Below are 24,443 nucleotides of genomic sequence, written 5' to 3'. Positions count from 1 at the left end.
CAATGGAAAAAGAAAGGTGGAACTGTACCTTGCAAGTACAAAAGCCATATCGTGTGCTGCTTTACTACAAGTATACTCCAGTGGACAACTATGAGGAGTATGCTGCTGAACACTTGCAATTTTGCAAGGAGATTGGTCTGAAAGGACGGATTATCGTCGCCCCTGAGGGCATCAACGGAACGGTATCCGGTACCATTGAGCAGACAGATGCTTACATGGAGTATGTGCGAAAAGACCCGCGTTTTGCCGACATGTGGTTTAAAATAGACGAGGTGGACGGGCACGCGTTCAAAAAGATGTTCGTCCGCGCGAAAAAAGAACTGGTGACCTGGCGTCTGGAAAAAGATGTTGATCCAAACGTCAAAACCGGGAAATATTTGAGCCCAAAAGAATTTTACGAAATGATGCAGCAAGAGGACGTCGTGATCCTCGATGGCCGCAACTACTACGAATACGATCTCGGTCACTTCCGCGGCGCAATCCGTCCGGAAGTCGAGTCCTCCCGCGAGTTTCCTGAGTGGATCGCGAAAAACATGAGCCAATTCAAGGACAAAAAAGTCCTCACCTATTGCACAGGCGGTATTCGCTGCGAAAAGCTGACCGGCGTGCTGTTGGAACAAGGCTTTAAAGATGTGTACCAGCTCCATGGCGGAATCGTCACCTACGGTAAAGACCCGGAAGTAAAAGGCCGCCTGTGGGACGGAAAATGCTACGTGTTCGACGAGCGCATCTCCGTACCGATCAACCACACCGAAGAAGACGTAGTGATTGGCCGCTGCTACTACTGCGGTACTGTCGAAGACCGCTATGTAAACTGTGCGAATCCGTTCTGCAACAAGCAGCACTTCTGCTGCCCTGAGTGCGAGCAAAAATACAAACGTTCCTGCTCCGACGAATGCCGGGAGCATCCGCGCAACCGCTTCGTCGAGGAAGAAAAAGCGAAGCTGCAAGCTGCCGGAGCAAACGCATAACCCATCTAAAACCAGACAAGCTGACAGTCCTTTGTGGAGGTCAGCTTGTTTTTTTGTGCTTTCTCTCCCCTCACCTTGGATCTGTCCATCTTTCTGTTGTCTCTATGGATGCCTGGCGAGCGATGCGCGCAAGCTGAATAGCCGAAAGCGCAATCGCGCACATTTCTGCCAAACCGTCCATGACGGCGTCCGCTTTGGCAAACTTAATAAACAGACATAAAAAAACGCATCGAACCTACAGGTTCATGCGTTTTTTACATGGTCGCCGTTTCCTGCTCCGCTTTGCCAATTCTGTCCTGGAACAGCTTGCCGAGCTGGCCGATGTCCACTTCCCACTTTTCGTCCTTGTAGTAGACAGTCGCCTTCGTCTCTCCTTTTTTGCCCACGATGCGAATGCTGGCCGTCTTGACTTCATAGCTGCCATCCGGTTGAAACGTAATGTCGGCATCCTTCAGTTCGCTGTCCAGCACTGGAGTAATCGTCTTGTCCACCACTTCCTGGGTAGCTACCGCGGCTTGCCGCCCCATCTGAATGACTTCCTCCGGGCTGAACTGGAAGAACAGCACCAGCACCACTCCGAAAATAGCCGCAAGCGAAAGGATGCGGATCAAGCTGCGCACGACCCATTGTGCAGCCAAAATCACCACGATGATACAAACCGCAACGGGCCAGTAATCTTTTACGAGTTGAAGAACCTGCTCCATCCTCACCACTCCTTTACGATCCCATTTTCGCCAAAAACAGGCTGTCGCTAGTCAAAAAACAGGCGAGAAAATGTCGATTGTGCTGGGAAAGCAGAAAAAACCGCCGCAAAACTCGCAGACGGACCTTTTGACTTGGTGCGCCAGGCTCTTACATACAGGATTCGACCTCACGAGTAACGAGTCCTGCCCCCGAACGCAAAAAACGTGCCATCTCCATGCGAAGCTGCCGCACGCCTGCTTTTTGCCCCCCTCCTATTCCGGCTTCTCGCTTTTTCGCAGTTCATCCAGATAGCTGTACATCGTCACCTTGGAAATTTTCAATTCGGATGCCACTTTCTCCAGTGCGCCTTTAATCAAAAACACGCCCTTTTTGTCCATGAACTGGACGATTCGCAGCTTTTCGCTTTTGTCGATTTTCTCCACATCTTTTCCGGAGATCATTTGGGCAATTATTTTTTCCACGATCTCCCACACGTTTTGCACGCCGTCCACTTCTTCCCGCGCCGGCGGCTCCTCGTCCATGCGGATGAAGTCCTCGATGAACGCGCGTGTGTGGACCAGCGGCTGGATGTCGATGTTGATGCAAAAAGCGCCGATGGCCTCTCCTTTGGCATTGCGGATCAAGGCCGTCGTCGACTTGATCGCCCGCCCGTCCTCCGTCTCGGTGCGATAGTTGGCTACGACGTCATTTTGCAACTTTTGGGACAAAAGCACCTGTGTAAGGAGAGGATGGAACGATTCGCCGATGGCGCTGCCTGTTACGTGGTTGTTGGCGGTGTAAATAACCGAAGCTTGTGGCGAGCTCAAATCGTGCAAGACGACCTCGCAGTTTCTGCCGAAAGTCCGCGCTATGGCATCGGCAACCGGAATGTACCGTTTCAATTCCTCCGCATATTTCCCCATGCTTCCCGCTCCTTTCGTCCCTGACGTTAATGCAGATGCCTATAAATCATTAAGGGTATCGTATATTTTTTTCTTGGAAATGAAAAGAGGGATAGAATTTTTTATATATCAAGACTGTAGACAGACCACTACTGGTATTCCTGTTAGCTATACGTTTTCATTTTGCTTATCAGTGCAGATGAACAGAAAAATTTATTCGCAAACCTTATGCATATTTCTTGCTGTGCGCCGAATTTTTCTTCCATTTCCGCAGTCTGCATAAAGTAAAAAGAAACGCCGTCACACTGGGGACTGACCCCGCTCGGGCGACCGCGTTTCTTTTTGCGACTAGATGCTGCTCTGGTCATACTGCAAGCCTTTGGCATAATATTCTTCCTGAATGTGCGCTGGCACCAGGCTGCCCCCGGTCGCCCAGACGATATGGGTCGCGTTTGCCAGCTTGCCAGCAAGGCCATGCTGGTCAATGTAGCGCTGCCCGGCCGCGTGTGCAAGCAGGCGCACAGGTCCCGGCATGCCAGCCAGCGCAGACGGCTCCAGCCGCACAGACTCGCTGTCGCGCAGCGCCCGCAGCAATCGGTACAACTCCTCGTCTGCCACGGTGTAAACACCGCTGAGCAGCGATTCCATCACCTTGCCGACGAAACGGGATGGCCGCCCCACTGCCAGTCCGTCCGCTTCTGTCCTGTTGTCGATACCAAAGTCTTGCACGGCGACCTGGTCATGCAGGCCCGTCATCAGGCCGAGCAGCATACAAGGCGAATGTGTCGGCTCCGCAAAAAAGCAATGGACGTGATCGCCGTACACGAGCTTCAAGCCGTAGGCGACGCCGCCCGGTCCGCCGCCCACCCCGCACGGCAAGTACACGAAGAGCGGATGCTCGCTGTCGACCACAACCTGCTGCTCCTCCAACTGCTTTTGCAAACGTCTTGCGGCCACCGCGTAACCGAGAAACAGCCGTCTGGAATTTTCATCGTCAATAAAATAGCAATTTGGGTCGGCTTCCGCCTGTTTTCTGCCCTCTTCCACCGCTTTTCCGTAGTCGGACTGGTATTCGATCACTTGCACGCCCTTTGCGCGGAGCAGTTCCTTTTTCCAGGCTTTTGCATCTGCGGACATATGTACCGTCACCCGAAAGCCGAGCTTCGCACTGATGATCCCGATACTCAGTCCAAGATTGCCCGTCGACCCTACAGCGATGGAGTAGCGGGAAAACAGCTCGCGATACGAATCAGAGGCAAACACGGCGTAGTCCCTGTCAAGGGGCAATAGACCGTGCTTTCTGGCCAAATCCTCCGCGTGGGCGAGCACCTCGTAGATGCCGCCTCTCGCCTTGATGGAGCCTGCGATTGGCAGGTGGCTATCGCACTTCAGCAGGAGCCGTCCCGGAATTTCCTGTGCGAAGCGGGCCGCCAGCTCGTTTTGCATTTTGCCGATGGATACGAGCGGCGACTCGATCAACCCGCCTGCCTCGGCTGTTTCCGGAAATGCGCGTTGAATGAACGGCGCGAATCGGCGCAATCGTTCCTCCGCCTCGTGTATCTCATCGGCCGTCACCGACAGAGCCGCACGGGCGATGGGAGCATAGCCCGGGTTTGTCCAAAATACTTCCTTCGTCGCCATCATTTCGGACAATAACGGATACTCCCGCTTCCACTGCTCGATTGATTTTCCTGCTACTATCATACGGTTTTCCATCGCAATCGCCTCCATTTTTTGTTCCTGCTGCTCGCCAGGTTGCTTGTTCGCCCGGTGATGCGACCGGTGTGGTATACTTGCTCGGTCGCATCGTGACTGTATATATTTTTACCAGCTCATGCGTATCCGCATCGCAATTGGCACATTTTGCAAACTTTTTTCACGATTGTTATAATAGCACAAATACAAAGCTAGCCAATAGCAAGCAACGGCTGGAAGCTGGCAGGTCTATGCTGCAAAAGCAGACGAAGCCCCAGCCAAAAGGAGAGAAAAAAATGGAAATCAGAAAGCTGGCTCCGCACGAGGAGGCCCCCATGCCGCTGCTGTTGCTTGCAGATCCTTCGCCAAAATTGGTGGAAGACTACCTGCAAAGGGGACAGTGCTATGTCGCCGTCCAGGACGCGGCCGTCGTCGGGGTCTACGTCCTGCTTCCTACCCGCCCGGACACGATTGAGCTGGTCAATATCGCGGTGGATGAAGACCATCAAGGAAAAGGCATCGGCAAACAACTCGTTTTGCACGCCATCGAGGTAGCAAAGGCGTCCGGATACAAAACGATTGAGGTCGGCACAGGCAATTCCAGCCTGAATCAGCTCGCCCTGTACCAGAAATGCGGGTTTCGCATGACCTGGATCGACCGCGACTTTTTTCTCAGACATTACGAAGAATCGATCTATGAAAACGGCATTCTGTTGACGGATATGGTACGCCTCTCCCGAGATATTTGAAGGCTGGCCATATCGCCATCATTGCCCTATCAGAAAGGAATCCCATGTATACATACACGATCTGTTTTCTTAAGCATCAAAACGAGTTTCTGCTGTTGAATCGACGCAAACCGCCATTGATGGGCCGCTGGAACGGCGTCGGCGGCAAGCTCGCGCCAAACGAGTCACCGCTTGCCTGCGTTCTCCGCGAGGTATTCGAAGAAACCGGCATTCCGTTGACCTCCGCCCGCTACAAAGGAGTCGTCTCGTGGAAGCTCGACGGGAAGGTGCTTGGCGGAATGTACGCTTTCGTAGCCGAGCTTCCGGATGCATGGGAGCGTTTTGACACGCCCCGGCGAGTCGAGGAAGGCATTCTGGACTGGGTGACGCTGGACTGGATCTTGCACCCGGACAACGAAGGAATCGCGGAAAATGTCCCGCGTTTTTTACCGTATATGTTGGAAAACGACGAGCCTGTCGAGCACGCATTTACGTATGAAAGCGGCCGGGTGGTTGGCTACGAGCGCGCTTCGCTTCCGGAATTATCTCCATACCTGTTTGGTTGATTCCCTTACTATACACCTGAACTTACGAAAAAGTTATCGATTCCATGATTCGGTCGGTTAAATTCAGCCCTATCCAAGGATGTGATCCACATGGATAACAGTGTAATTTCATCGGTTTGTTTACGGAAAAATTGCCTGACTTTCTTTTTAATTATCTACATAGAATTTTTTATATACGCGTCTTATGATTTTATTCTTGTCTTGAGATAGCACTTAACAGCTACGTTCACTTGAATTAAAATCATCGGTTACTATCATTTGCAAAGAGGCTCTGTCTTGTTTTTAGTATGACGGAACAACGAGGGATACTCGTTCCCTTCTCTTTTGCTGTCCTTGCGCTTCTAGTGGCATAGTTCCATTGCTCCACTCACTTGTCGCAAGGACACACCGACTCAATAGTTTACATAACAATTATTATGTAAATTTAAATGCCGACTTTATTTTGGCCCACCCTCATCGTTTTAGAACTGACCCACCCGACAATTTTTTGGTGGTTAGGTGGTAGAGGAGAGAAAGGAATCACAGGCATCAGATCAGCAGCTTAGTTATTGGAGTAAAAAGGTAAAATAGCCGCACTGCCTGTGATGCGGATGCGGCTATATGCTGCAATGAAGTGTAGTTACATGGATTCTTCAACCGCCTCGCCCCACCCTTCCATTACCAGTTCTACAAATGCGTGAATGGTAATTTCATCAGAACGATCCTTGCGTGCAATTAAAAAGGTATCCAAAGTCTGATTAAAGCGATGCAAAGGAATGAGTTCTTCCTTTCTTATTTCCTCGCTAATGAATTCACCACTGATTATTCCGACACCTGTCCCATTGATAATTGCTTGCTTAATCGCTTCTTCACTGCCACTTTCAATTACAGCTTTCGGCGTTGGTATCTCTTCCATACAACGATCATACAGCCCATCAAGATGATAGCTCTCTTTATAGAGTAAGGGATACTTTTGCAGAATGGCGGAAAGGTCGTTGTTTTGATGGAGGTCTTTTCTAATGACCAATAGCAGCTCTTCTGCATCAAGCGAAACAAATTCCAGTTCTTCATTTCTATTTTGCCCGGCAATAATCCCCACATCTGCTTCACGAGAAGTGACCATTCGAATGACGTCTCCGCTGTTACAAGAGACCAGTTTTAACTTTACTTGCGGATGAAGTTTCACAAAGGTGTGGATAAGAATCGTCAAAAAATGAGTCCAATAGTATTCGGGCGCTGCTATAACCAATGTGCCATAGGGATCATGCAATCGGTTCAATGCTCTGTTCATTTCCTCTACACAGTCCAAGAGTCTATCTGCATGCTGTTTCAATACTTTTCCTGCCGGAGTCAAATACGTTTTCTTCCCAACCCGATGAAACAATGAGTGACCGATCTCCTGTTCCAGATTCCTTATATGCATAGTGATCGTCGGTTGCGTATATCCAAGAATCTCGGCAGCTTTCGTCTGATTCAGATGGGTAGCAACTACCTGGAAGGTTTTCAATGTTCGAAGTTCCATATTTCTCTTCTCCTTGGCCGTCTCTAAAAATTCGTGATAGTGACGATAACATACATCAATTGTTCTTATAATTAGACCCTATGCTAAAGTAAGACCAACAAGATTTCAATGTCTACAAAGGAGGAGCAGAATTGTTTCCATTTCGAATCATGAATCAGCAGAATGTAGAAAAATTATTGGATATGAAACAGGTAATCGAATTGGTTGAGCGTGCTTATTCGTTAAAGGCACAAAAAGAGGCCGCGTTGTTCCCGATGGTATTCCATGAATTTTCCCCAGGAAAAGCAGACATGGACATTAAATCAGGACATCTGATGGGAGCTGATATTTTCGGATTAAAACTCGTGTCATGGTTTGGGGATAATCCTTCCAAACAGTTGCCTCCCCTCACTGGTTTTGTGCTCGTACTCGACAGCCAAACAGGCGTCCCCATTGGGATGATGGGAGGAGAAGCAATCACCTTGATGCGGACAGGAGCAGCTGGTGGGATTGGTGCAAAGTATCTTGCAAGAAAAGAGTCTGAGCATTTACTTATCGTCGGAACAGGTCACTTAGCTCCTTATCAAATTATGTCAACGCTGATGCTCATGGAGCATATCAAGAAGGTGACGGTTTACAATCATCAATCATTGGAAAAAGCAACATCATTCTGCTCTTCACTATCAGCAAAATTAAAAGAAAAGTTTTTGTCTCCGTATAGGGAAAATCAGATGTTATTTGAGGAATACGCTTCTCGAATCGAACAAGTTGAATTTGTGGCAACTGACCAGATTCAGAAGGCAACAGGGGAAGCAGATATTATTATTACCGCAACTCCTTCTCGACAACCGATCATCCAAAAAGAATGGGTTCGGCCCGGAACACACTTTTCTTGCGTAGGGGCAGATATGGCGGGAAAACAGGAAATAGACGAAAGAATTTTCGCTTCTGCAAGAGTATTTGTTGATGATGTTGCCCAAGCTGTTCAGGTAGGAGAAACGGAGATACCGATCAAAAAAGGAATAATAGAAAAAGATAACATTCTTGCGGAAATTGGTAGTGTGATTCTCGGTACAACAACCGGCCGTCTTTCAGATGACGACATTACGATCTTTGATAGCACAGGGATCGCCCTGCAAGACTTGATTACGGCTGATTACATTTTAAAACAAGCGGAAGCAAAAGGAATCGGAATCGTTGCTAACCTGTAAGGGAGGATATGAATCATGAAAATCAAGTCTTTCTCCGTAGAAGAATGGATGAATGCATATGAAAAGAGCGCTACTTTTAATATTGCGGAAACATGTGTGGACTCCCTCACGTTAGAGGAACTCGTTACGTTAGATGGTTCAAACCCTGATGATTTTTTCCGTTCCCTCTATCCTCTTAAGTTAACCTATGGTCATATTGAGGGTTCTCCCGAGTTCAGGCAGCTAGTTGCGAACTTGTACACAACCATTAATCCTCATCAAGTTCTCGTCATGAATGGGGGAATTGGCGCCAACTTTTTAGTTTTTTACTCCCTTGTTCAACCTGGCGATCACGTAATTGCGGTGCATCCGACCTATCAGCAAATTTATGAGGTTCCTCAATCATTCGGTGCAACAGTAGACCTCTTGAAGCTACGCCCTGAAAATCATTTTCTCCCCGATCTGGACGAGTTGAAGTCTCTGATTAGACCGAACACGAAAATGATTTGTATTAATAATCCGAATAACCCTTCTGGTGCTTTATTGGAACGGGATATTCTGGAAAAAATCGTTGAGATTGCACGATCTTGTGGAGCTTATGTCCTTTGTGATGAAGTCTATCGGAACTTACTCCAAGATGATGACGCCGATGTCCCATCAATCGCTGATCTATATGAGAAGGGAATTAGCACATCAAGCGTTTCAAAAGCACTCTCTCTCGCAGGGCTTCGTCTTGGTTGGATTGTTGCTCCACAAGAGGTAATTGCGGAATGTATGAAGCACCGTGATTACACAACGATCAGTTGCGGGATGTTAGACGATATACTCGCTGTCCATGCACTGAAAAACTACGACAAGATTTTAAGGAGAAATCGCAAAATTGTGCGAGACAACCTTGCCCTCCTGGATGAATGGGTGAATAATGAAGAATCCTTCTCCTATGTAAAACCACGTGCGGGAACGACAGCTATGTTGAAATATGATTTTCCAGTCCCTTCTGTTACTTTTTGTACAGGTCTACTGGCGAATACTGGTGCATTTTTGACACCTGGTACGTGCTTTGATATGGATGGTTATGTTCGCATTGGTTATGCTTGCAGTACAGAAGTTTTACAAGCTGGACTTGAGCAGGTATCAGAGTATGTACGGAAAATGAAGTAATTCGTTACTCACTCCCCTCCCCCCACACGCACACCAAACAGCCGATGCTTCATCAGCTCGGCTGTTTCCTTCTCAGTGCGCCCAGGATGGGCGATAGCTCTAGGGTGTAAGTGCCGAACGGGGGTTGGCTGTACCAACTGTTTGCTTAGGTGTGTTTTGAATGTCGCCATCCAGTCCGAGATCGTTTTACCCATCCATGTTCAACATATTGAAACAATGGCGTCAAAAAATTGCACAAAAAGGCATGTTACTGGAAGTTTATACCCATCACATTCCAATGCCAGTTCGGCGTATGCTTCCATTTTATTTTCAAATAAAAGACCCTGTTTTCAGCATCATCATGTCAAATCTCTATCAACTGAACATGAATGGTGTTTGTCTCTTCGAATTTGGATGGTTTTTTGCTGAGGAAAGTACAAAGAGTTTTGCAGTGGATGGTTTAATCGATATAACATTGGATGGTTTGTTTTCATACTTTTTCTTTTATCATAGATAGCAAGTCGAGATTCAGTGAGGAGTGATCGCTCAGGCGAATATTAGCCTCTGAAAGCAAACGAATGGATGCCATGATTGCAGAGCTTTCCCATGATTACTCTGAAAAAATTTAATAATAAGGAGAACTTACTAAAATGAATAGAAGAGCTATATGTGTAGCAGTTGTCCAATCCGCACCTATTCTTTTTAACAAGCAATCATCCTTGGACAAAATTGTAAGGATGACGAAGGAAGCTGCTGGAAAAGGAGCTAATTTAGTTGTCTTTCCTGAAGTTTTCTTGCCGGGTTATCCGAGAGGGTTATACTTTGGTACACGTGTCGGGAGCCGGAATACCGCTGGACGAAGTGACTGGGAACGATACTGGGAAAATTCGATTGACGTACCTGGCGTAGAAACGGAGCTTCTAGGTGAGCTTGCCAGAGAGACCGGAGTCTATCTAGCTATAGGCGTCGTGGAACGGGATCGGGAATTCAGCAGAGGAACTTTATACAATTCCATTGTGTATATAGGCCCGGACGGGAATGTTCTGGGCAAACACAGAAAACTCGTGCCAACAGGTTCTGAGCGACTGTTATGGGGGCAAGGGGATGGAAGCACGCTAACGGTCATCGATACTCCCTTCGGAAGAATTGGCGGTTTGATTTGCTGGGAAAATTACATGCCGCTTGCTCGAACAGCCATGTACGCTCAAGGGATTGACATCTTTATTACTCCTACGGCAGATGCCCGAGACACCTGGCAGGCCACTATACAGCATATTGCCTGTGAAGGGCGTTGCTTTGTTATTTCCTGCAACCAGTTCGTGACTAAAGATACGTATCCGACAGACTTGGCTTGTTACGATGACATTAAGCAGGACCCCGACATTTTATGCAGAGGGGGCAGCGCCATCGTTGGACCACTTGGGGAATATATTGTGGAACCTCTTTATAATCAGGAAGGCATTCTGATTGCAAATCTGGATCTTTCCTTGGTCACGCAAAGCCGATATGACTTCGATGTGGTAGGCCATTACAGTCGTCCTGATGTATTCCAATTAATCGTCAATCGTCAGAAACAGGACATTGTTCGGGTTTCAAAAAAGGATGAGTGACGGCATACTGTTTGGAAAGAATTTTTGGAGATTTCCCCCAAAAAACTTCCTACTGCCTCCCCCCACACGCACACCAAACAGCCGATGCTTTCTCAGCTCGGCTGTTTCCTTCTCTTCCGTCTTCCCTACCGACTTGCCACTTTACGCTTCAAAAAAGGCTCCCGTCCTTCGCGCCCCTGTGTTTTCGCCAAATAGAGCGCGTACTCCAGCGGTCGCCGGATCGCCTGTCTGTACTGCTCAATTGCGCCCATTTCTCGGAAAATTTCCCGTGCAGGCTTCGGATTCACTTCGATCAACCAGGCGCGTCCGTCCACGTCGATCCCGATGTCCAACCCAAACTCGACCATGCGCCCGAAGTGATCCTCCAGCGTCAGCGCTGTCTGATACGCCAATTCCTCGCAGTCGCGGACAATCTGGGCAGTGCGATCCTCGCCGAAGCGCGGGCGCAGGAAATCAGACACCGGAACAGCTTTGCCTCCCCCGTGCAGGTTGGAGGTTGCGCTGCGCTCGCCGCCCACCCGTATGCCGTGCCCGGTGATGCTCCACTCGCCCTGTCCGTTTTTCTGGATCAATAGCCGCATGTCTACGGCGCGTGAAGGCACAAGCTGCAAGTTCAGTCCCTGCTGGACGATAAACTTCTCCTGCCTCGTCCAGCGGTCAGCCCAGCGCAGGACGGCGGATATGTCCGTGAAAAAGCTCTGCACCTTCGCCCGCTTCTTGTCGCGCCCCAGCAGCCGATAGCCGCCCCCGCGCTTCTCGATGGAAAAAAGATTGCGCCCGCCAGTACCATTTAGCGGCTTGACGTACAAAAGCGAATGCCGCCCCAGCATCTGGATGAGATTTTTTCTGTTATATAACAGAGTTTCCGGCAGCCAGCGATGCATGCGCGTATCTCGGTAAAGCACTTCGTGAACCCGCCATTTGTTCGCCAATCGATTGTTTGCGTATAAAAAATCGCTGGTGCGGCGAAAAGCAACGTAGTCTTTAAACGCTTGCGTCGGCGTATAGCGGTAGCGGTCGAATACAGCGTCAGGCCGAGGAAACAGGCGTCCCTGCCATTTGCCTTGCGCATCCAGGACGTATCCTCTCACCTGCTTGCCCGAAGCGAGTACATCCTTGGGCGAAAACAAAAAAACGGTGCAGCCCAGTTCTTGTCCTGCCTTGAGCAGTCGCCGGAAATAGGTCGGCTCTGCGAAGCGTTTGCCCTCCCGCCAAGTCAAGATGCCGATTGTGGGTCGTTTCATTCTTCCACCCTCTCTCGATTCCTCCTTGGCAGTTTATTCAGCAAGAGGGCAAATGGCGCTTATCGCAGCTTCTTTTCCAAGGCGAGCAGATCGAGCGGAAGCGGCGCGTGCACTTCCACGACTTCTCCCCCAAATGGATGCGCGAACGTCAGAACCGCAGCGTGCAGCGCCTGTCTTTTGACCAGATCGCGCTTGCCGCCGTACAGTTCGTCGCCGATGAGCGGATGGCCGATATGGCTCATGTGGACGCGAATCTGGTGCGTGCGTCCCGTCTCCAGCCTGCACTCCACCTTTGTCGCTGTCTTGTAGCGCTCCTTGACCTCGTAATGCGTGATGGCAGGATCGCCGTTTGGGGTCACGCGTCTGCGTGTCGCGTGATACCTGTCCTTGCCGATTGGTTCGTTGATCTTGCCGCTGCCTTTGGCCATTTGCCCCGAGACGAAGGCGATATACGTCCGCTTGATTTTGCGTTCGCGCAGCATTTCGTCCAGCAACGCAGACGCCCAGGCGTGCTTGGCGTACAGCACCACTCCGGAAGTATCCTGATCCAGTCTATGTACGTGGCGCACCTTCGCTTGCAGTCCCGTCCGGAAAAAATGCCCCGACACCAGATGATCCAGCGTCAGGTGATGATGCGGCTCGGTTGGATGCAGCAGCATGCCTGCTGGCTTGTTTACGACCAGCAGATGGTCGTCTTCATACAACACCTGCAGCGGCTCACTGGCAGGCGCAAGCCCCAGCGGCTCCGGCGGGCACATCCGCAGGCGAATCTCCTGTCCCTCTCTTGCCGGCACATGCTGGGCGACGGGTGCGCCGTCTACGAGCACTTCCTTATGTTGAAACAAAAGATGGACCTGCTTGCGCGGCAGCTTCCACACCTCGCGCAGCAGGTTCCCGAGCGGGATGGCGTCGTCGTCCGCCTGCAAGCGGGCAACGAGCCACTCTCCTTCTTTTTTCATTGATCGCATGGTCAATCTCCCTGCCTTATGCTCGTGCTGTTACGCCTCCTGGAGTCCGTTGTGCACCTGGACAGCGCGGTCGAGAAAATGCTCGATCTCCTCGCGGCTTTTTCCAAGCTTGCTGACAAAACGAATCAGTTCCTTGCCCTGGCTGAACGCGATGAAGCTAGGGATTCCGAACACATCGTACTTCTGCGACAGGTCTGGCAGCGTATCGCGATTGACCGCGACCATGTCCAATTGTTCCTTGTATTTTTCTTCGACTTCCGGCATGAACGGATCAATCCGGTGGCAATCCGGGCACCAATCGGTGAAAAACTTCACTACCACCGGCTTGCTGGATGCAATCGCCTGTTCAAATTCTGCTTCTGTCTTGATTTCTCTCATCTCGGAATCTTCCTTCCTACCTAGTATGATTTGGCAATAGTGTAGCACAAAGACTGCGCGTTTGTCGCATGCGCCCGACACTTCTTCCCGCAAGCTACAGGGCGCCGCCCTGCTCCACCAGACAGCGCACAAACGCTTCTGCCGGGCGGGACAATGGCTTGTCCTTGCGATAGGCGACGACAAGCGTCCGGTACGGCCTCGTCTCAAGCCGCACGTAGACAGGCGGCTCCAGCGTACCCGGTGCGAGTGTAATCATTTTCGGCGCAAATGACAACCCCATCCCGGCCGCCACAAGCGACTGGACCGTCTGGATGTTGGAGCTCTCAAACACGATGCGCGGCCGGAAGCCAGCCTGCTCGCACAGCCGCAGAGAAATCGTCCGGAAGCCCTGGCCTTCCTTGAGCAAAATGAACGGCTGATCCGCGAGGCGAGCCAGATCCACTTCCTTTTTGTCCGCCAGTGGATGATTCGGGGGAACGGCGAGAAAAATTTCTTCATTGATGGCTGGAATGATCTCCAGGGAAGGGTCGCTGATCGGCATCGTCAACAGACTGACATCGATTTTTCCCCGCACGAGCAATTGCTCCAGATGACTGGATGTTTCTTCCATCAGTTGCAGTTCGACCCCCGGAAACTGCTTGGTAAACGTGGGCAAAACGCGCGGCAGCACATACGCGCCTGTAATCGGCAGGCTGCCTACCAACAGCCGTCCGCTCTCTCCGACCGCATAAGCGCGCATTTCCCGCTCCAGCGCTTCGGACATGTCCACGAGTGTTTGGGCGACCTGCACGAACCGTTGGCCCGCGTCCGTCAGCTCGACGTGCTGGGGCAAACGATGGAACAGGCTAACCCCGAGTATTTTTTCCAGTTTGGCAATCTGCTGGCTAAGCGACGGCTGAGCCAGATGCAGACGGTTGGCTGCCCGCGAAAAGCTGCGTTCCTCCGCAACCGCGAGCACATAGCGAATCTGTCGTAACTCCATAAAAAACCTCCCGATAGGCAAAAGCTATCCTTCTCATAATTATTATATCTTTGAACTATTTCCTTTGCCATGATACAACCTTGTTAAGAGTTTTCGCACGAAGGAGGAAATCATTGATGAAACCCCGCACGATGTTTGAAAAGATTTGGGACAATCACGTGATTCACGAAGAAGCTGGAAAACCGACCCTTTTGTACATCGACCTGCACCTGGTGCACGAGGTCACTTCCCCGCAGGCGTTTGAAGGACTCCGTCTGGCAGGCCGCAAAGTACGCCGTCCTGATCTGACTTTTGCGACCATGGACCACAATGTGCCGACCGCGGACCGCTTCAATGTCAAAGACCCGATCTCCCGCCAGCAAATGGAGACGCTGACCGAAAACTGCCGCGAGTTCGGCATTACGCTCGCTGACCTGAACAGCCCGGACCAAGGGATCGTCCACGTCATCGGCCCGGAGCTTGGCCTGACTCATCCCGGCAAAACCATCGTCTGCGGCGACAGCCACACCTCCACGCACGGTGCTTTCGGCGCTCTCGCCTTCGGGATCGGGACGAGCGAGGTCGAACACGTCCTGGCGACACAATGCTTGCCGCAGCTGAAACCAAAAACGATGGAAGTCCGCGTGAACGGCGAGTTGCCATTTGGTGTCAGTGCAAAAGACTTAATTTTGGCCATTATCGCAAAATACGGAACTGACTTTGCGACCGGCTATGTCGTGGAATATACGGGCGAAGCCATCCGCAAGCTGACGATGGAAGAGCGCATGACCGTCTGCAACATGACGATCGAGGGCGGTGCACGCGCCGGGCTGATCGCGCCAGACCAGACGACTTTCGACTACCTGAAAGGCAGACGCTACGCTCCGCAAGGCGAAGACTTCCTCGCAGCCGTAGAACAGTGGAAGCAACTGTGCACAGACGAAGGCGCAACCTATGACGCCTGTGTAGAAATCGACGCGAGCACCATTGAGCCGCAAGTGACATGGGGAACAAGCCCTGGCATGGGAACGAACATTTCCGGTACCGTTCCAGACCCTGCGTCTTTTGAAACCGCGGCACAACGCAAAGCAGCGCAAGACGCGCTCGCCTACATGGATCTTGCTCCCGGCACACCGATCAGCGAAATCAAGATCGACCGTGTTTTCATCGGCTCCTGTACAAACGGCCGGATCGAAGACTTGCGCAAAGCAGCGGAAGTGGCAAAAGGACGCAAAGTCGCCCCTAACGTGCACGCCATGGTCGTCCCTGGCTCCCAGGCTGTCAAGCAGTTGGCAGAAGAAGAAGGCTTGCACCTCATCTTCCAGGAAGCGGGCTTTGACTGGCGCGAATCCGGATGCTCGATGTGCCTCGCGATGAACCCGGATGTCCTGTCGGAAGGAGAGCGCTGCGCTTCTACCTCCAACCGTAACTTCGAAGGTCGTCAGGGCCGCGGCGGACGTACGCACCTGGTCAGCCCGGAAATGGCGGCGGCAGCAGCAATTGCCGGCCACTTCGTAGACGTACGTGAATGGAAAAGAGAGAGCGTAAGCAAGGAGGTATTCCAATGAACCCATTTGTCGTCCATACCGGACTGGTCGCACCATTGGACCGTGTGAACGTAGATACAGACGCGATCATCCCGAAACAGTTCCTCAAGCGCATTGAACGCAGCGGCTTTGGCCAGTTTTTGTTCTACGAATGGCGTTTTGCGGCTGATGGCACGCCGATTGACTCGTTCGTTTTGAACCAGCCAGCGTACAAAGACTCGACCGTGCTTCTGGCCCGCAACAACTTCGGCTGCGGCTCGTCCCGCGAACACGCTCCTTGGGCCTTGCTGGACTACGGCTTCCGTTGTGTGATCGCTCCGTCTTTTGCGGACATTTTTTACAACAACTGCTTCAAAAACGGCATCCTGCCGATCAAGCTCAGCGAAGAACAGGTAGAGGAACTGTTCCAACGCGCACAAAGCCGCGAAAATTACGAGCTGACCATCGACCTTGAGCAGCAGGAAGTGCGCGACAGCGAAGGTCTCTCCTACCCGTTCGAGGTCGATCCGTATCGCCGCTACTGCCTGCTGAACGGGCTCGACGATATTGGCATCACGTTGCAGTACGAAGACAAAATCGCCGCTTACGAGGCTAGTCGTCAGGCTCGCTAAGCTGGCTCGCGAAAAAGTCCGTCTCATCACTCCTAAAACGAAGCGAAGGCATGCAAGCTGTTCATGCCTTCGCTTTTTTCATGGATCGCTCTCCTGTCCCTTCTTGTCTCACCAAAGTTGGCGGAGGTGCGAATCCACCTCCCCCACCAACCGAAGAGGGACTCTGTCACGTAAACGGGAGCATGTACCTAACGTGACCGCTTCGCGAGCAGAGCCATCGTCACCCTCCGAAACGATCAGTCGTGCAATAACAAGTACATATGCATCTCGTCGAGGTAGCGCTCCCCTGATTTCAGCGCCCGCTTTTCCAGACCGTACGGCAAAAAGCCCATTTTTTCGTAAAAGCGCACGGCGCTGTGGTTTGTCGTGACGACAGAAAGCTGTACCTGGTCGATGTCACCCCGCTGTCTCAGATAGGCCAGTTCCTCCTGCATCAGTACAGTTGCAACACCTGTTCCGCGATGCGCTTCGCGGACGTACATGGAGACGACGGAAGCCTTGTGTCTCGCTTTCAGTCCGCGTTGCCGGAAAAAGCCGATGATGCCCACCAGTTCGCCCGCGACAAAAGCGCCGAAATAGCCGCTGTCGCCCTCAGGCCCCTGGGAAAGCCGTTCCTGCCATTCGGCCATCGGGCGCCTGATTTCCTCTTCCCAGGTGGCGCCGAACGCATCCGGGTCGGTTTGCAGCCCTTCCAGCCTTACTTTGACGAATGCTTCTGTATCCTCAGGTCCCAATCGTCGTACTTCCATCTTTTGCTTCCCCTCTCCTGGCCCACTCATGATAGGAAAGAGTTGCCAGGCTTGCAAAGATTGCCGCAAGAAAACACCAGAAAATCCTGACGTTCGCTTGCTTACGCCAGCCCGGTCTGGGCAGGGTCTGTGAGGCCAAACGTCGCCATTGCCTGTTCACGCAGCTTGAACTTTTGAATTTTCCCGGACGCTGTCATCGGGTATTCGTCCACAAACTGAATGTAGCGCGGCGTCTTGAAGCGGGCGATTTTTCCTTCGCAGTATGCCAGCACTTCTTCTTCTGTCAATGTCTCTCCCGGCTTGACGCGGATGCAGGCCAGCACCTGCTCGCCGTACTTGGCGTCTGGCACGCCGACGATCTGGACGTCCAATATTTTCGGGTGGGTGTACAAAAACTCTTCGACTTCGCGCGGGTAGATGTTTTCCCCGCCGCGAATAATCATATCCTTCAGCCTGCCTGTAATCCGGTAGTACCCTTCCCCGTCTACAGTCGCCAGGTCGCCGGTATGCAGCCAGCCCTCTTCGTCGATGGCCTTTGCCGTCTGATCCGGCATGTTATAGTAGCCTTTCATCACCAAATACCCGCGTGTGCACAGCTCGCCCTGTACGCCTGGCGGGACAATCTCGCCCGTGGCCGGGTCGATGATTTTCGCCTCGACTCCTTCGTGTAGGCGGCCGACCGTAGACACCTTGCGCTCGATTGAATCCTCCGGCCGCGTCTGGGTGATGACAGGAGAAGCTTCGGTCTGTCCGTAGGCGATGGTAATGTCGCGGATGCCCATTTTGTCCACGACCTTTTTCATCACCTCGATGGGACACAAAGAGCCAGCCATGATGCCTGTACGCAGCGAACTGAGGTTCCGCTGTTCAAAAGTCGGATGGTTCAACTCTGAAATGAACATCGTTGGCACCCCGTAGAGCGCCGTACAGCGCTCGGCTTCGACAATCGACAGCACCAGTCCCGGATCAAAAGCAATCGCCGGAACCATCGTCGCTCCCGTCGCCACACAGGCGAGCGTGCCCATTACGCAGCCGAAGCAATGGAAAAACGGCACGGGGATGCAGACACGGTCTTCTCCCCCGAGTCGCTGGCATTCTGCGACCTTGATCGCGTTGTTGACGATATTGACATGGGACAGCATGACGCCTTTTGGAAAGCCTGTCGTCCCGGACGTGTACTGCATGTTGATGACGTCGTCGGGAGACAGCGACTCCTGGCGCAAACGTCGCTCTTCCTCGCTGACCAGTTCGGCTCGCGCAAGCAAATCTTTCCATAAGAACATGCCGGGCTGCCGTTCTTCGCCCAGGTAGATGACATTTCGCAAGTTCGGCAACCGCTTCGACTTGAGAGCGCCCGGCTCACACGTCGCAAGCTCCGGGCAAATCTCCCGGATCATCTCCAGGTAGTTGACGTCGCGATAGCCGTCGATCAAAATGAGCGTCGTCGACTCCGACTGGCGCAGCAAATATTCCAGCTCGTGGACGCGGTAGCTCGTGTTGACCGTCACCAGCACGCCGCCCATCTTGGCAGTCGCAAACTGCGAAATCACCCATTCGGGTACATTGGTCGCCCAGATGGCGATATGCTCGCCTTTTTGAATGCCGAGCGACATAAAGCCTCTTGCCGCCTGATTGCACACCTCCTGAAACTGGGCAAACGAATAGCGGAGCGACCGCTCATGATAGACCAGCGCTTCCTTTTCCCGATACAGACTGGCTGCCTCATCCAGCAAATCGCCAATCGTAATCATCCGCAGCATAACAGCACCCCCAAAACATTCAGACTATTCTATCTTTATTAACTAGGATTCGTTTTTTGCCATCATATTCCTGCCTGAACGAAAAAAAGAAAAGCGTCCCCCTGATCGGAACGCTTCTTTGTTCACTTCACGACAATTTTTTTCGTAGCTTCCACCTTGTACGGCAGATGGTTGCTGTAATTCAGCTCGACGCGAATCTCATGTTCGCCCTTCGGCAGCTTTTTCAAAATGAACTCCGGATGATAGATCATTCCTTTAGACTCGCCATTGAGGTACAGATGGGCGTGACCTTTGCCATAGACTGGCGTTTGCCCAAGCTCGCCGTTTTCCTGCACAAACTCGAAGTTTTGCGTCAAAAGCGATACTTCCGCTGTCGATCCATTCACCGTTATATCCATATTCAAAGATGGCTTGGCTGTACCGGCAGGCTGGCTGGGCGGCGCACTGGAATTGGTGCTGGCTGTTACACTCGCTTCACCTGGATGATAGGAGTCAGAGACGTGCAACGGATCTTTGACCAACAGCACGATTCCCGCCACCAGAACAACCAGGAAGACGATTCCGCCCAAAATGAGATTGCGCATACTGATAATAAAGACCTTCATGTCTCTACTCTCCCTTTCGCAAGTGCTTGTCACTTATTTGTACATGCATATGCGAGAGGAAAGAGAGTTAGAAGCAAAACTTTGTCAGCCGTCAGCGGTAGTTGATAAATTGCACCTCGATTGGCAAATCCGCCTTGCGAATCGCGCTGATAACCAGCTGCAGTTCATCCTTGCTTTTGCCTGTCACGCGAATTTGATCGTCCTGAATTTGCGTCTTTACTTTCAGCCCTGCCTCTTTAATGATGCTGTTGATCTTTTTGGCGTTGTCCTTGTCGATGCCCTGCACCAGCTTTACCCGCTGGCGCACGGTACCGCCCGCTGCCGGCTCGACTTTTCCGTAATCGAGATTTTTGATCGGCACATTCCGCTTGACCAGCTTGCCCAGCAAAATGTCTTTGACCTGGCTGAGCTTGAAGTCGTCGTCGGAAACGAGGATGAGCTCATCCTTTTCCAGCTTGATGCTGCTCTTGCTCCCCTTGAAATCGAAGCGATTCTCGATCTCCTTTATGGCAGTTTGAATGGCGTTGTTCACTTCGGACAAGTCTACTTTGGACACAATATCAAACGAGTTTTCCTTGCTCATGCGCATTACCTCCTACCCTTTTGCCTGTTCGGCGTTTTTTCGGTCATGCCCCTAAATCGCCCGAACCAATCCCCCGTCCACGAGGAAGGACTGACCCGTGACATAGCTGTTGGCAGGCGATGCCAAAAAAGTCACCATGCGCGCAAACTCATCAGGCTGGCCGTACCTGCCAACCGGAATTTGTTTTTCCCAGTTTTGCCGGACTTCATCAGCACTGACTCCCTGCGCATCCGCGCTCAGCCCATCGAGCTGCTGTACCCGGTCTGTCGCAATCCGTCCCGGACCGATTGTGTTGATGAGGATGCCATCTGGCCCCAGCTCAGCGGCAAGTGTCTTGGCCAGCCCCAGAACTCCCGTGCGAAACGTATTCGACAAAATCAGGTTTTCCAGCGGCTGCTTGAACGAAGAGGAAGCAAAATTGACGATTCGCCCGAACTGTCTGGCGCGCATGTGCGGCAAAACAGCGCGAATGGCGCGAACGTAGCTGAGCAGGTTCAGCTCAAAGGCGGAAATCCACTGCTCGTCAGTCAGCTGATCGAATTTTCCGGTCGCAGGTCCGCCCGAGTTGTTGACGAGAATATCCAGGCTGCCAAAGTGGCGAACCGTTTCCTGCACGACCCGCTCGATGTCTCCCAGTCTGGTGACATCCACCTGGACTGCCAGCGGAGATCGGCCCGTTGCCTGTTCAATTTCGGCGCGCACGGCTTGCAGCGCCTGCTCGTCTCTGCCGCAGATGGTGACATTGGCCCCCTCCTGCGCCAGGCAGAGCGCGGTCGCTTTTCCCAGGCCTTTTGTCGAGGCAAGCACGAGAGCTGTCCTGCCCTGCAATTGCAAATCCATGTGCATAGCTCCTTTCAAAGTACTGTTTTGGTTTTGTATGTATCATCCTTGCTTTATATTCTACAGAACTTTCAGACGAACGAAAAGCAAAGAGAAGGGGCAAAAAGCGCCCTCCCCTTCTCTTTTTCACCGCTACATCTCTTTGTTAGAAATATGGCTGTTATTGGTTTGCTTTGCCATGCGTTTTGCTTCCCGTTTGGCCTGGCGTGCTGCCTTGCGGGCGAGCCGTCTTTCCTTGGCCCCCTCAAACAACGAGTACAACACAGGGACAAGCACCAGCGTCACCAGCGTGTGGAAGATCAAGCCGGAAATAACGGCTGTCGCGAGCGGCGCCTCCAGGTCGGAGCCTTCCGCCATTGCCAGTCCCATCGGCAGCATCCCCAGAATCGCCGTCAGCTTCGTCATGATAACCGGGCGGACGCGGTCCTTCGTGCCTTGTACAATCGCTTCGGCCGTTTCCATTCCGCGGTCGCGCAGCAGGTTGATCCGGTCGATCAGCAAAATCGCATTGGACACGACGATTCCGACCAGCATGATAATCCCGATCATCGCCATTTCGCCAAACGTTCGCTGGGTGAGCACGAAGCCCATCACCACGCCGACGAGCGCCATCGGAATCGTCAGCAAAATAATGAACGGCTGGGAGAGACGGCCAAACTGCGCCACCATGATGACGTAGATCAACGCGATTACGCCGACGAAGACGAATATCCCTTGCGCGAGGTTGGCGCTTTGCTCTTTCAGCTTCCCGGCGATCTCCACCTTGTATCCGGCTGGAACGACCAGGCCAGGCAGTTTCGCATCGATTTCGCGGCCAACCGTTCCCAGGTCGCTTCCTTGCAGCTCCGCAGAGACCGTGACAATCCGTTCGCCTTTTTCACGGAACAGCGTAATCGGAGACTTGCTGTAGTACCAGTCCACGAGGTCAACCAGCGGTACCTGGGAGCCGTCCTTGGCTGTCACCATCATTTGCTTGAGCTGTTCCGGGTGCTTCAGCCAGTCGTCCGGCATTTTGGCGACGACGTCCACCTCGATCCCATCTTTTGTGATCGACGTGATCTGCTGGTTGCCAATCCATACACTCAGTTGCTGGAGCAGGGAGCGGTGATCGACGTTGAGTCTGGCGAGCGCATCCTGCTTCGGAATGAGCGTGATTTTTTCCTTGCCTTCTTTAAAGTCGTTGCGAATATTGGTCACGCCCGGTATGGTGGACAGCATGCCCTCCACATCCGTTGCGATTTTGCGCATCTGCTCCATGTCATCCCCGATGACGTCGAGTTGGATCGGTGCCGAAGCCCCTTGCTGTCCGAACGTCATGGAGATGGATTCAATGCCAGGGATCGAATTGAGGCGGTCGTTAATATCAGCCGTCAGCACTTCCTTGTCGCGCGTGCGCTCCGATTTGGGCACGAGCGAGATGAAAATTTCCGACCCCGAGCTGGAGGAGAAGAAGAACACGTCTTTTACTTCCGGGATGCCGCGCAGCGCTTCCTCCCCGATCAATGCGGCCTTTTGCGAGCGCTCCAGAGTGGAGCCGACTGGCATCTCCAACGTGGCGAAAATGAAGTTTTCATTCGGGTTAATGCCTTGCCCCATCTTCATGAACGGCATGAGCACGCCCGCACCGACAAACATCAGGATCGCAAAGATGACCGTCTTGATTCGGTGGCGCAAGGCCAGATTCAACAGTTTGCTGAACAGGCGGTTGATGGCATGCTCCTTGCCTTCGCCCTCCAACGCAACATTTTTGTCCTTTTGCAAAAATCGATCCGAAAAGACCGGGACGAAAAAGAAAGCGGCGATGGTCGATGCGATAATGGCAGAAGAAACGGTAAAGGCAATCGTCGCCAAAACTGGCTTGAGCCAGTCTTCAAAGTCGGCAAAGACGAGTGGCAAAAAGACGACGATGATTGTGAGCTGCGAGGTGAAAACAGGCGTCAAAACCTCTCGCGTTCCTTTGATAATCGCCTGCTTGAGTTCCTCGCCTTTTTCCCGGAAATGGTAGATGCTCTCCAATACGACAATCGCGGCGTCGACAATCAGGCCGACGGACAAGCTGAGCGAGAGCAGGCTGACCATGTCGATGTTGTAGCCGCCGATTTTCATGGCGATAAACGTCATGAGCGCGGACATCGGCAGTGTCGTCGCAATAACGAGCGTCACCCGCCAGTTGCGCAAAAACACGAACAAAATGATGATCGCCAATGCGCCGCCGAGCAAAACGTCACGGCTGAGGTTGGTCACTGCATGCTCGATGTACGAAACGGCCTCGAACATGACTTTCATCTGGTATTTGCCATTCGCTTCCGCATTGATCCCGCGGACAACTTCCTCGACCTTGCGCTGTGTCGTAATCAGATCGCTGCCATCGGCGCGCGAGACGCTCAAGTGTACGAATACGTTACCGTTGGTCAGCGCTACTGAATCTTTTACTTTTCCGCGCCAATCCTCGACAGTTGCGAGCTGCGCAAGCGTAACCGTGCCGTTTGGCGTCACAATCGGCAACGCATTCAGCTCCTGAACGGAGTTGTACGTGTTGTCAATCATGACGACGGTATCAAAACCCGTGTTTTCCAGTGTGCCAATCGCTTGCTTCCAGTTCGTCTCCTGCAGTTGCGCGATTACCTCGTGGGGAGTAGTCCGATACGCGTTCAGCCTGTCTGGGCGCAACGTGATCGCAATCTTGTTTTCGAAGCTGCGCTCGGATACGGAGACTTCCTTGACTCCCGGCACTTCCTCGATCCGGTCTTTGATCGTCGTTTTCGCCAGGCTGAGCATTGCCTGTGGATCAGCTCCGACCAGCGCGTAGTCGATCATTTGTTCATCCCCGAAGTTCATCTGATTCACGCTGACACTGTCAACGGCTTTCGGGAACCCGTTGCGCAAGCGGTTCACGGCATTTTGCACGTCCTGCTTGACCTTTTCGCCCTGCCCTTCTGCGGCCGTGATCTGGATGTTGACGTAGCCGGTACCTGTCGTGGAAGAATACTCTTTCACATTGGCAATCGATTTCAGTTCCTGCTCTACTTTTTTCGTAATCTTCTCTTCCATCTCTTCCGGAGGCAGCGCCCCGCCTGAAATGTTGACGGAGAGCATCGGGAAGTTCGTTTTCGGAACCAGCTCTACGTTAAAGCTGAACAGGGAGCCAAGTCCTGCGATGACGAGCAAAAAGGTAAACAGATAGACGATCAGGCGCCGTTTCAGCAAAAAGAGAATTATCTTGTTCATGCG

Annotated in this window: 23 protein-coding genes; 9 read left to right on the top strand and 14 right to left on the bottom strand. The window is 52.1% G+C overall.

Translation table 11 applies throughout. The features are described 5' to 3' along the window. Positions 1-29: 29 nt before the first annotated feature. Positions 30-971, top strand: a complete 942-nt coding sequence (locus tag AAFJ72_RS10520; RefSeq protein ID WP_432777022.1) for a rhodanese-related sulfurtransferase — start codon at positions 30-32, stop codon at positions 969-971. Positions 972-1,225: 254 nt separating this feature from the next. On the opposite strand, the gene AAFJ72_RS10515 is transcribed toward AAFJ72_RS10520, so the two are convergent. The 3 genes from AAFJ72_RS10515 to AAFJ72_RS10505 all read right to left on the bottom strand — a co-directional run bounded on the left by AAFJ72_RS10515 (position 1,226) and on the right by AAFJ72_RS10505 (position 4,273). After that, positions 1,226-1,675 carry a hypothetical protein gene (locus tag AAFJ72_RS10515; RefSeq protein WP_432777021.1) on the bottom strand — a complete coding sequence of 150 codons (450 nt, stop codon included), beginning with the start codon at positions 1,673-1,675 and terminating at the stop codon, positions 1,226-1,228. 252 nt (positions 1,676-1,927) lie between these two features. Continuing rightward, complete coding sequence (locus AAFJ72_RS10510; protein WP_432777020.1) at positions 1,928-2,578, bottom strand: helix-turn-helix transcriptional regulator; 651 nt, start codon at positions 2,576-2,578, stop codon at positions 1,928-1,930. A 327-nt stretch (positions 2,579-2,905) separates the two neighbouring features. Further along, positions 2,906-4,273: a D-serine ammonia-lyase gene (locus tag AAFJ72_RS10505; protein ID WP_432777019.1), complete on the bottom strand. Its 1,368-nt coding sequence runs from the start codon at positions 4,271-4,273 to the stop codon at positions 2,906-2,908. 275 nt (positions 4,274-4,548) lie between these two features. Here AAFJ72_RS10505 and AAFJ72_RS10500 point away from each other — a divergent pair, with 275 nt between their 5' ends. Continuing rightward, positions 4,549-5,001 (top strand): GNAT family N-acetyltransferase, encoded by a 453-nt coding sequence (locus AAFJ72_RS10500; protein ID WP_432777018.1) that lies wholly within the window; start codon positions 4,549-4,551, stop codon positions 4,999-5,001. A gap of 44 nt (positions 5,002-5,045) precedes the next feature. After that, the gene (locus tag AAFJ72_RS10495; protein WP_432777017.1) at positions 5,046-5,546 is read left to right on the top strand and encodes an NUDIX hydrolase; all 501 of its coding nucleotides are present in this window, start codon (positions 5,046-5,048) and stop codon (positions 5,544-5,546) included. A gap of 619 nt (positions 5,547-6,165) precedes the next feature. Here the strand turns inward: AAFJ72_RS10495 and AAFJ72_RS10490 are convergent. After that, positions 6,166-7,047, bottom strand: a complete 882-nt coding sequence (locus tag AAFJ72_RS10490; RefSeq protein ID WP_122904301.1) for a LysR family transcriptional regulator — start codon at positions 7,045-7,047, stop codon at positions 6,166-6,168. Between the two features lie 131 nt (positions 7,048-7,178). Between AAFJ72_RS10490 and AAFJ72_RS10485 the strand changes: the two genes are divergently transcribed. The 4 genes from AAFJ72_RS10485 (at position 7,179) to AAFJ72_RS10470 (ending at position 10,966) form a co-directional block, all read left to right on the top strand. Continuing rightward, the gene (locus tag AAFJ72_RS10485; protein WP_432777016.1) at positions 7,179-8,237 is read left to right on the top strand and encodes an ornithine cyclodeaminase family protein; all 1,059 of its coding nucleotides are present in this window, start codon (positions 7,179-7,181) and stop codon (positions 8,235-8,237) included. Between the two features lie 15 nt (positions 8,238-8,252). Continuing rightward, positions 8,253-9,377, top strand: coding sequence for an aminotransferase (locus AAFJ72_RS10480; RefSeq protein WP_432777015.1), 1,125 nt, complete (start codon positions 8,253-8,255; stop codon positions 9,375-9,377). Between the two features lie 160 nt (positions 9,378-9,537). Then, positions 9,538-9,873 carry a hypothetical protein gene (locus AAFJ72_RS10475; protein WP_122904298.1) on the top strand — a complete coding sequence of 112 codons (336 nt, stop codon included), beginning with the start codon at positions 9,538-9,540 and terminating at the stop codon, positions 9,871-9,873. Positions 9,874-10,006: 133 nt separating this feature from the next. Beyond that, entirely contained in the window at positions 10,007-10,966 is a 960-nt protein-coding gene (locus AAFJ72_RS10470; RefSeq protein ID WP_432777014.1) for a carbon-nitrogen hydrolase family protein, read from the top strand. Positions 10,967-11,091: 125 nt separating this feature from the next. Here the strand turns inward: AAFJ72_RS10470 and AAFJ72_RS10465 are convergent, their stop codons facing one another. From AAFJ72_RS10465 to AAFJ72_RS10450, 4 genes are all read right to left on the bottom strand, one after another. Next, on the bottom strand, positions 11,092-12,210 hold the full coding sequence (locus AAFJ72_RS10465; protein ID WP_432777013.1) for a YheC/YheD family protein: 1,119 nt from the start codon (positions 12,208-12,210) through the stop codon (positions 11,092-11,094). 59 nt (positions 12,211-12,269) lie between these two features. Next, positions 12,270-13,178 (bottom strand): RluA family pseudouridine synthase, encoded by a 909-nt coding sequence (locus AAFJ72_RS10460; RefSeq protein ID WP_432777012.1) that lies wholly within the window; start codon positions 13,176-13,178, stop codon positions 12,270-12,272. Positions 13,179-13,208: 30 nt separating this feature from the next. Further along, entirely contained in the window at positions 13,209-13,556 is a 348-nt protein-coding gene (locus AAFJ72_RS10455) for a thioredoxin family protein (RefSeq protein WP_122904294.1), read from the bottom strand. A 94-nt stretch (positions 13,557-13,650) separates the two neighbouring features. Next, a complete protein-coding gene (locus AAFJ72_RS10450) occupies positions 13,651-14,538 on the bottom strand; it encodes a LysR family transcriptional regulator (protein ID WP_122904293.1) in 888 nt (295 codons plus the stop codon). Between the two features lie 116 nt (positions 14,539-14,654). Between AAFJ72_RS10450 and leuC the strand changes: the two genes are divergently transcribed. Further along, positions 14,655-16,085: a 3-isopropylmalate dehydratase large subunit gene (gene leuC / locus AAFJ72_RS10445; RefSeq protein ID WP_432777011.1), complete on the top strand. Its 1,431-nt coding sequence runs from the start codon at positions 14,655-14,657 to the stop codon at positions 16,083-16,085. Further along, positions 16,082-16,675 (top strand): 3-isopropylmalate dehydratase small subunit, encoded by a 594-nt coding sequence (gene leuD, locus AAFJ72_RS10440; RefSeq protein WP_432777010.1) that lies wholly within the window; start codon positions 16,082-16,084, stop codon positions 16,673-16,675. Before leuC ends, leuD begins: the two co-directional genes overlap by 4 nt. Positions 16,676-16,911: 236 nt before the next feature. Here leuD and AAFJ72_RS10435 read toward each other — a convergent pair whose 3' ends face one another. The 6 genes from AAFJ72_RS10435 to AAFJ72_RS10410 all read right to left on the bottom strand — a co-directional run bounded on the left by AAFJ72_RS10435 (position 16,912) and on the right by AAFJ72_RS10410 (position 24,440). Then, the gene (locus AAFJ72_RS10435; protein WP_122904290.1) at positions 16,912-17,424 is read right to left on the bottom strand and encodes a GNAT family N-acetyltransferase; all 513 of its coding nucleotides are present in this window, start codon (positions 17,422-17,424) and stop codon (positions 16,912-16,914) included. A 101-nt stretch (positions 17,425-17,525) separates the two neighbouring features. Then, a complete protein-coding gene (locus tag AAFJ72_RS10430; RefSeq protein ID WP_432777009.1) occupies positions 17,526-19,184 on the bottom strand; it encodes an AMP-binding protein in 1,659 nt (552 codons plus the stop codon). A 122-nt stretch (positions 19,185-19,306) separates the two neighbouring features. Beyond that, positions 19,307-19,789 carry a hypothetical protein gene (locus AAFJ72_RS10425; protein ID WP_122904288.1) on the bottom strand — a complete coding sequence of 161 codons (483 nt, stop codon included), beginning with the start codon at positions 19,787-19,789 and terminating at the stop codon, positions 19,307-19,309. 91 nt (positions 19,790-19,880) lie between these two features. After that, positions 19,881-20,372: a YajQ family cyclic di-GMP-binding protein gene (locus AAFJ72_RS10420; RefSeq protein ID WP_122904287.1), complete on the bottom strand. Its 492-nt coding sequence runs from the start codon at positions 20,370-20,372 to the stop codon at positions 19,881-19,883. Between the two features lie 51 nt (positions 20,373-20,423). After that, positions 20,424-21,212 (bottom strand): SDR family oxidoreductase, encoded by a 789-nt coding sequence (locus AAFJ72_RS10415; protein ID WP_122904286.1) that lies wholly within the window; start codon positions 21,210-21,212, stop codon positions 20,424-20,426. 132 nt (positions 21,213-21,344) lie between these two features. Beyond that, positions 21,345-24,440 (bottom strand): efflux RND transporter permease subunit, encoded by a 3,096-nt coding sequence (locus AAFJ72_RS10410; protein ID WP_432777008.1) that lies wholly within the window; start codon positions 24,438-24,440, stop codon positions 21,345-21,347. Between the last annotated feature and the right edge of the window lie 3 nt (positions 24,441-24,443).

Origin of the sequence: Brevibacillus gelatini (genome assembly GCF_050920745.1) — a bacterium.
Taxonomy (GTDB): Bacteria; Bacillota; Bacilli; order Brevibacillales; family Brevibacillaceae; genus Brevibacillus; species Brevibacillus gelatini.
Note: the sequence above shows the minus strand (reverse complement) of the source record. Positions and strands in the feature narration are given on the sequence as shown.

What these genes read in the sequence shown, in the direction of transcription:
- AAFJ72_RS10420 (WP_122904287.1), bottom strand. Translation starts at nt 20,372, where the DNA reads ATGAGCAAGGAAAACTCGTTTGATATTGTGTCCAAAGTAGACTTGTCC.
- AAFJ72_RS10475 (WP_122904298.1), top strand. Translation starts at nt 9,538, where the DNA reads ATGTCGCCATCCAGTCCGAGATCGTTTTACCCATCCATGTTCAACATA.
- AAFJ72_RS10460 (WP_432777012.1), bottom strand. Translation starts at nt 13,178, where the DNA reads ATGCGATCAATGAAAAAAGAAGGAGAGTGGCTCGTTGCCCGCTTGCAG.
- AAFJ72_RS10505 (WP_432777019.1), bottom strand. Translation starts at nt 4,273, where the DNA reads ATGGAAAACCGTATGATAGTAGCAGGAAAATCAATCGAGCAGTGGAAG.
- AAFJ72_RS10450 (WP_122904293.1), bottom strand. Translation starts at nt 14,538, where the DNA reads ATGGAGTTACGACAGATTCGCTATGTGCTCGCGGTTGCGGAGGAACGC.
- AAFJ72_RS10470 (WP_432777014.1), top strand. Translation starts at nt 10,007, where the DNA reads ATGAATAGAAGAGCTATATGTGTAGCAGTTGTCCAATCCGCACCTATT.
- AAFJ72_RS10415 (WP_122904286.1), bottom strand. Translation starts at nt 21,212, where the DNA reads ATGGATTTGCAATTGCAGGGCAGGACAGCTCTCGTGCTTGCCTCGACA.
- AAFJ72_RS10495 (WP_432777017.1), top strand. Translation starts at nt 5,046, where the DNA reads ATGTATACATACACGATCTGTTTTCTTAAGCATCAAAACGAGTTTCTG.
- AAFJ72_RS10515 (WP_432777021.1), bottom strand. Translation starts at nt 1,675, where the DNA reads ATGGAGCAGGTTCTTCAACTCGTAAAAGATTACTGGCCCGTTGCGGTT.
- AAFJ72_RS10490 (WP_122904301.1), bottom strand. Translation starts at nt 7,047, where the DNA reads ATGGAACTTCGAACATTGAAAACCTTCCAGGTAGTTGCTACCCATCTG.
- leuD (WP_432777010.1), top strand. Translation starts at nt 16,082, where the DNA reads ATGAACCCATTTGTCGTCCATACCGGACTGGTCGCACCATTGGACCGT.
- AAFJ72_RS10425 (WP_122904288.1), bottom strand. Translation starts at nt 19,789, where the DNA reads ATGAAGGTCTTTATTATCAGTATGCGCAATCTCATTTTGGGCGGAATC.
- AAFJ72_RS10510 (WP_432777020.1), bottom strand. Translation starts at nt 2,578, where the DNA reads ATGGGGAAATATGCGGAGGAATTGAAACGGTACATTCCGGTTGCCGAT.
- AAFJ72_RS10430 (WP_432777009.1), bottom strand. Translation starts at nt 19,184, where the DNA reads ATGCTGCGGATGATTACGATTGGCGATTTGCTGGATGAGGCAGCCAGT.
- AAFJ72_RS10500 (WP_432777018.1), top strand. Translation starts at nt 4,549, where the DNA reads ATGGAAATCAGAAAGCTGGCTCCGCACGAGGAGGCCCCCATGCCGCTG.
- AAFJ72_RS10435 (WP_122904290.1), bottom strand. Translation starts at nt 17,424, where the DNA reads ATGGAAGTACGACGATTGGGACCTGAGGATACAGAAGCATTCGTCAAA.
- AAFJ72_RS10465 (WP_432777013.1), bottom strand. Translation starts at nt 12,210, where the DNA reads ATGAAACGACCCACAATCGGCATCTTGACTTGGCGGGAGGGCAAACGC.
- AAFJ72_RS10455 (WP_122904294.1), bottom strand. Translation starts at nt 13,556, where the DNA reads ATGAGAGAAATCAAGACAGAAGCAGAATTTGAACAGGCGATTGCATCC.
- AAFJ72_RS10480 (WP_432777015.1), top strand. Translation starts at nt 8,253, where the DNA reads ATGAAAATCAAGTCTTTCTCCGTAGAAGAATGGATGAATGCATATGAA.
- AAFJ72_RS10410 (WP_432777008.1), bottom strand. Translation starts at nt 24,440, where the DNA reads ATGAACAAGATAATTCTCTTTTTGCTGAAACGGCGCCTGATCGTCTAT.
- leuC (WP_432777011.1), top strand. Translation starts at nt 14,655, where the DNA reads ATGAAACCCCGCACGATGTTTGAAAAGATTTGGGACAATCACGTGATT.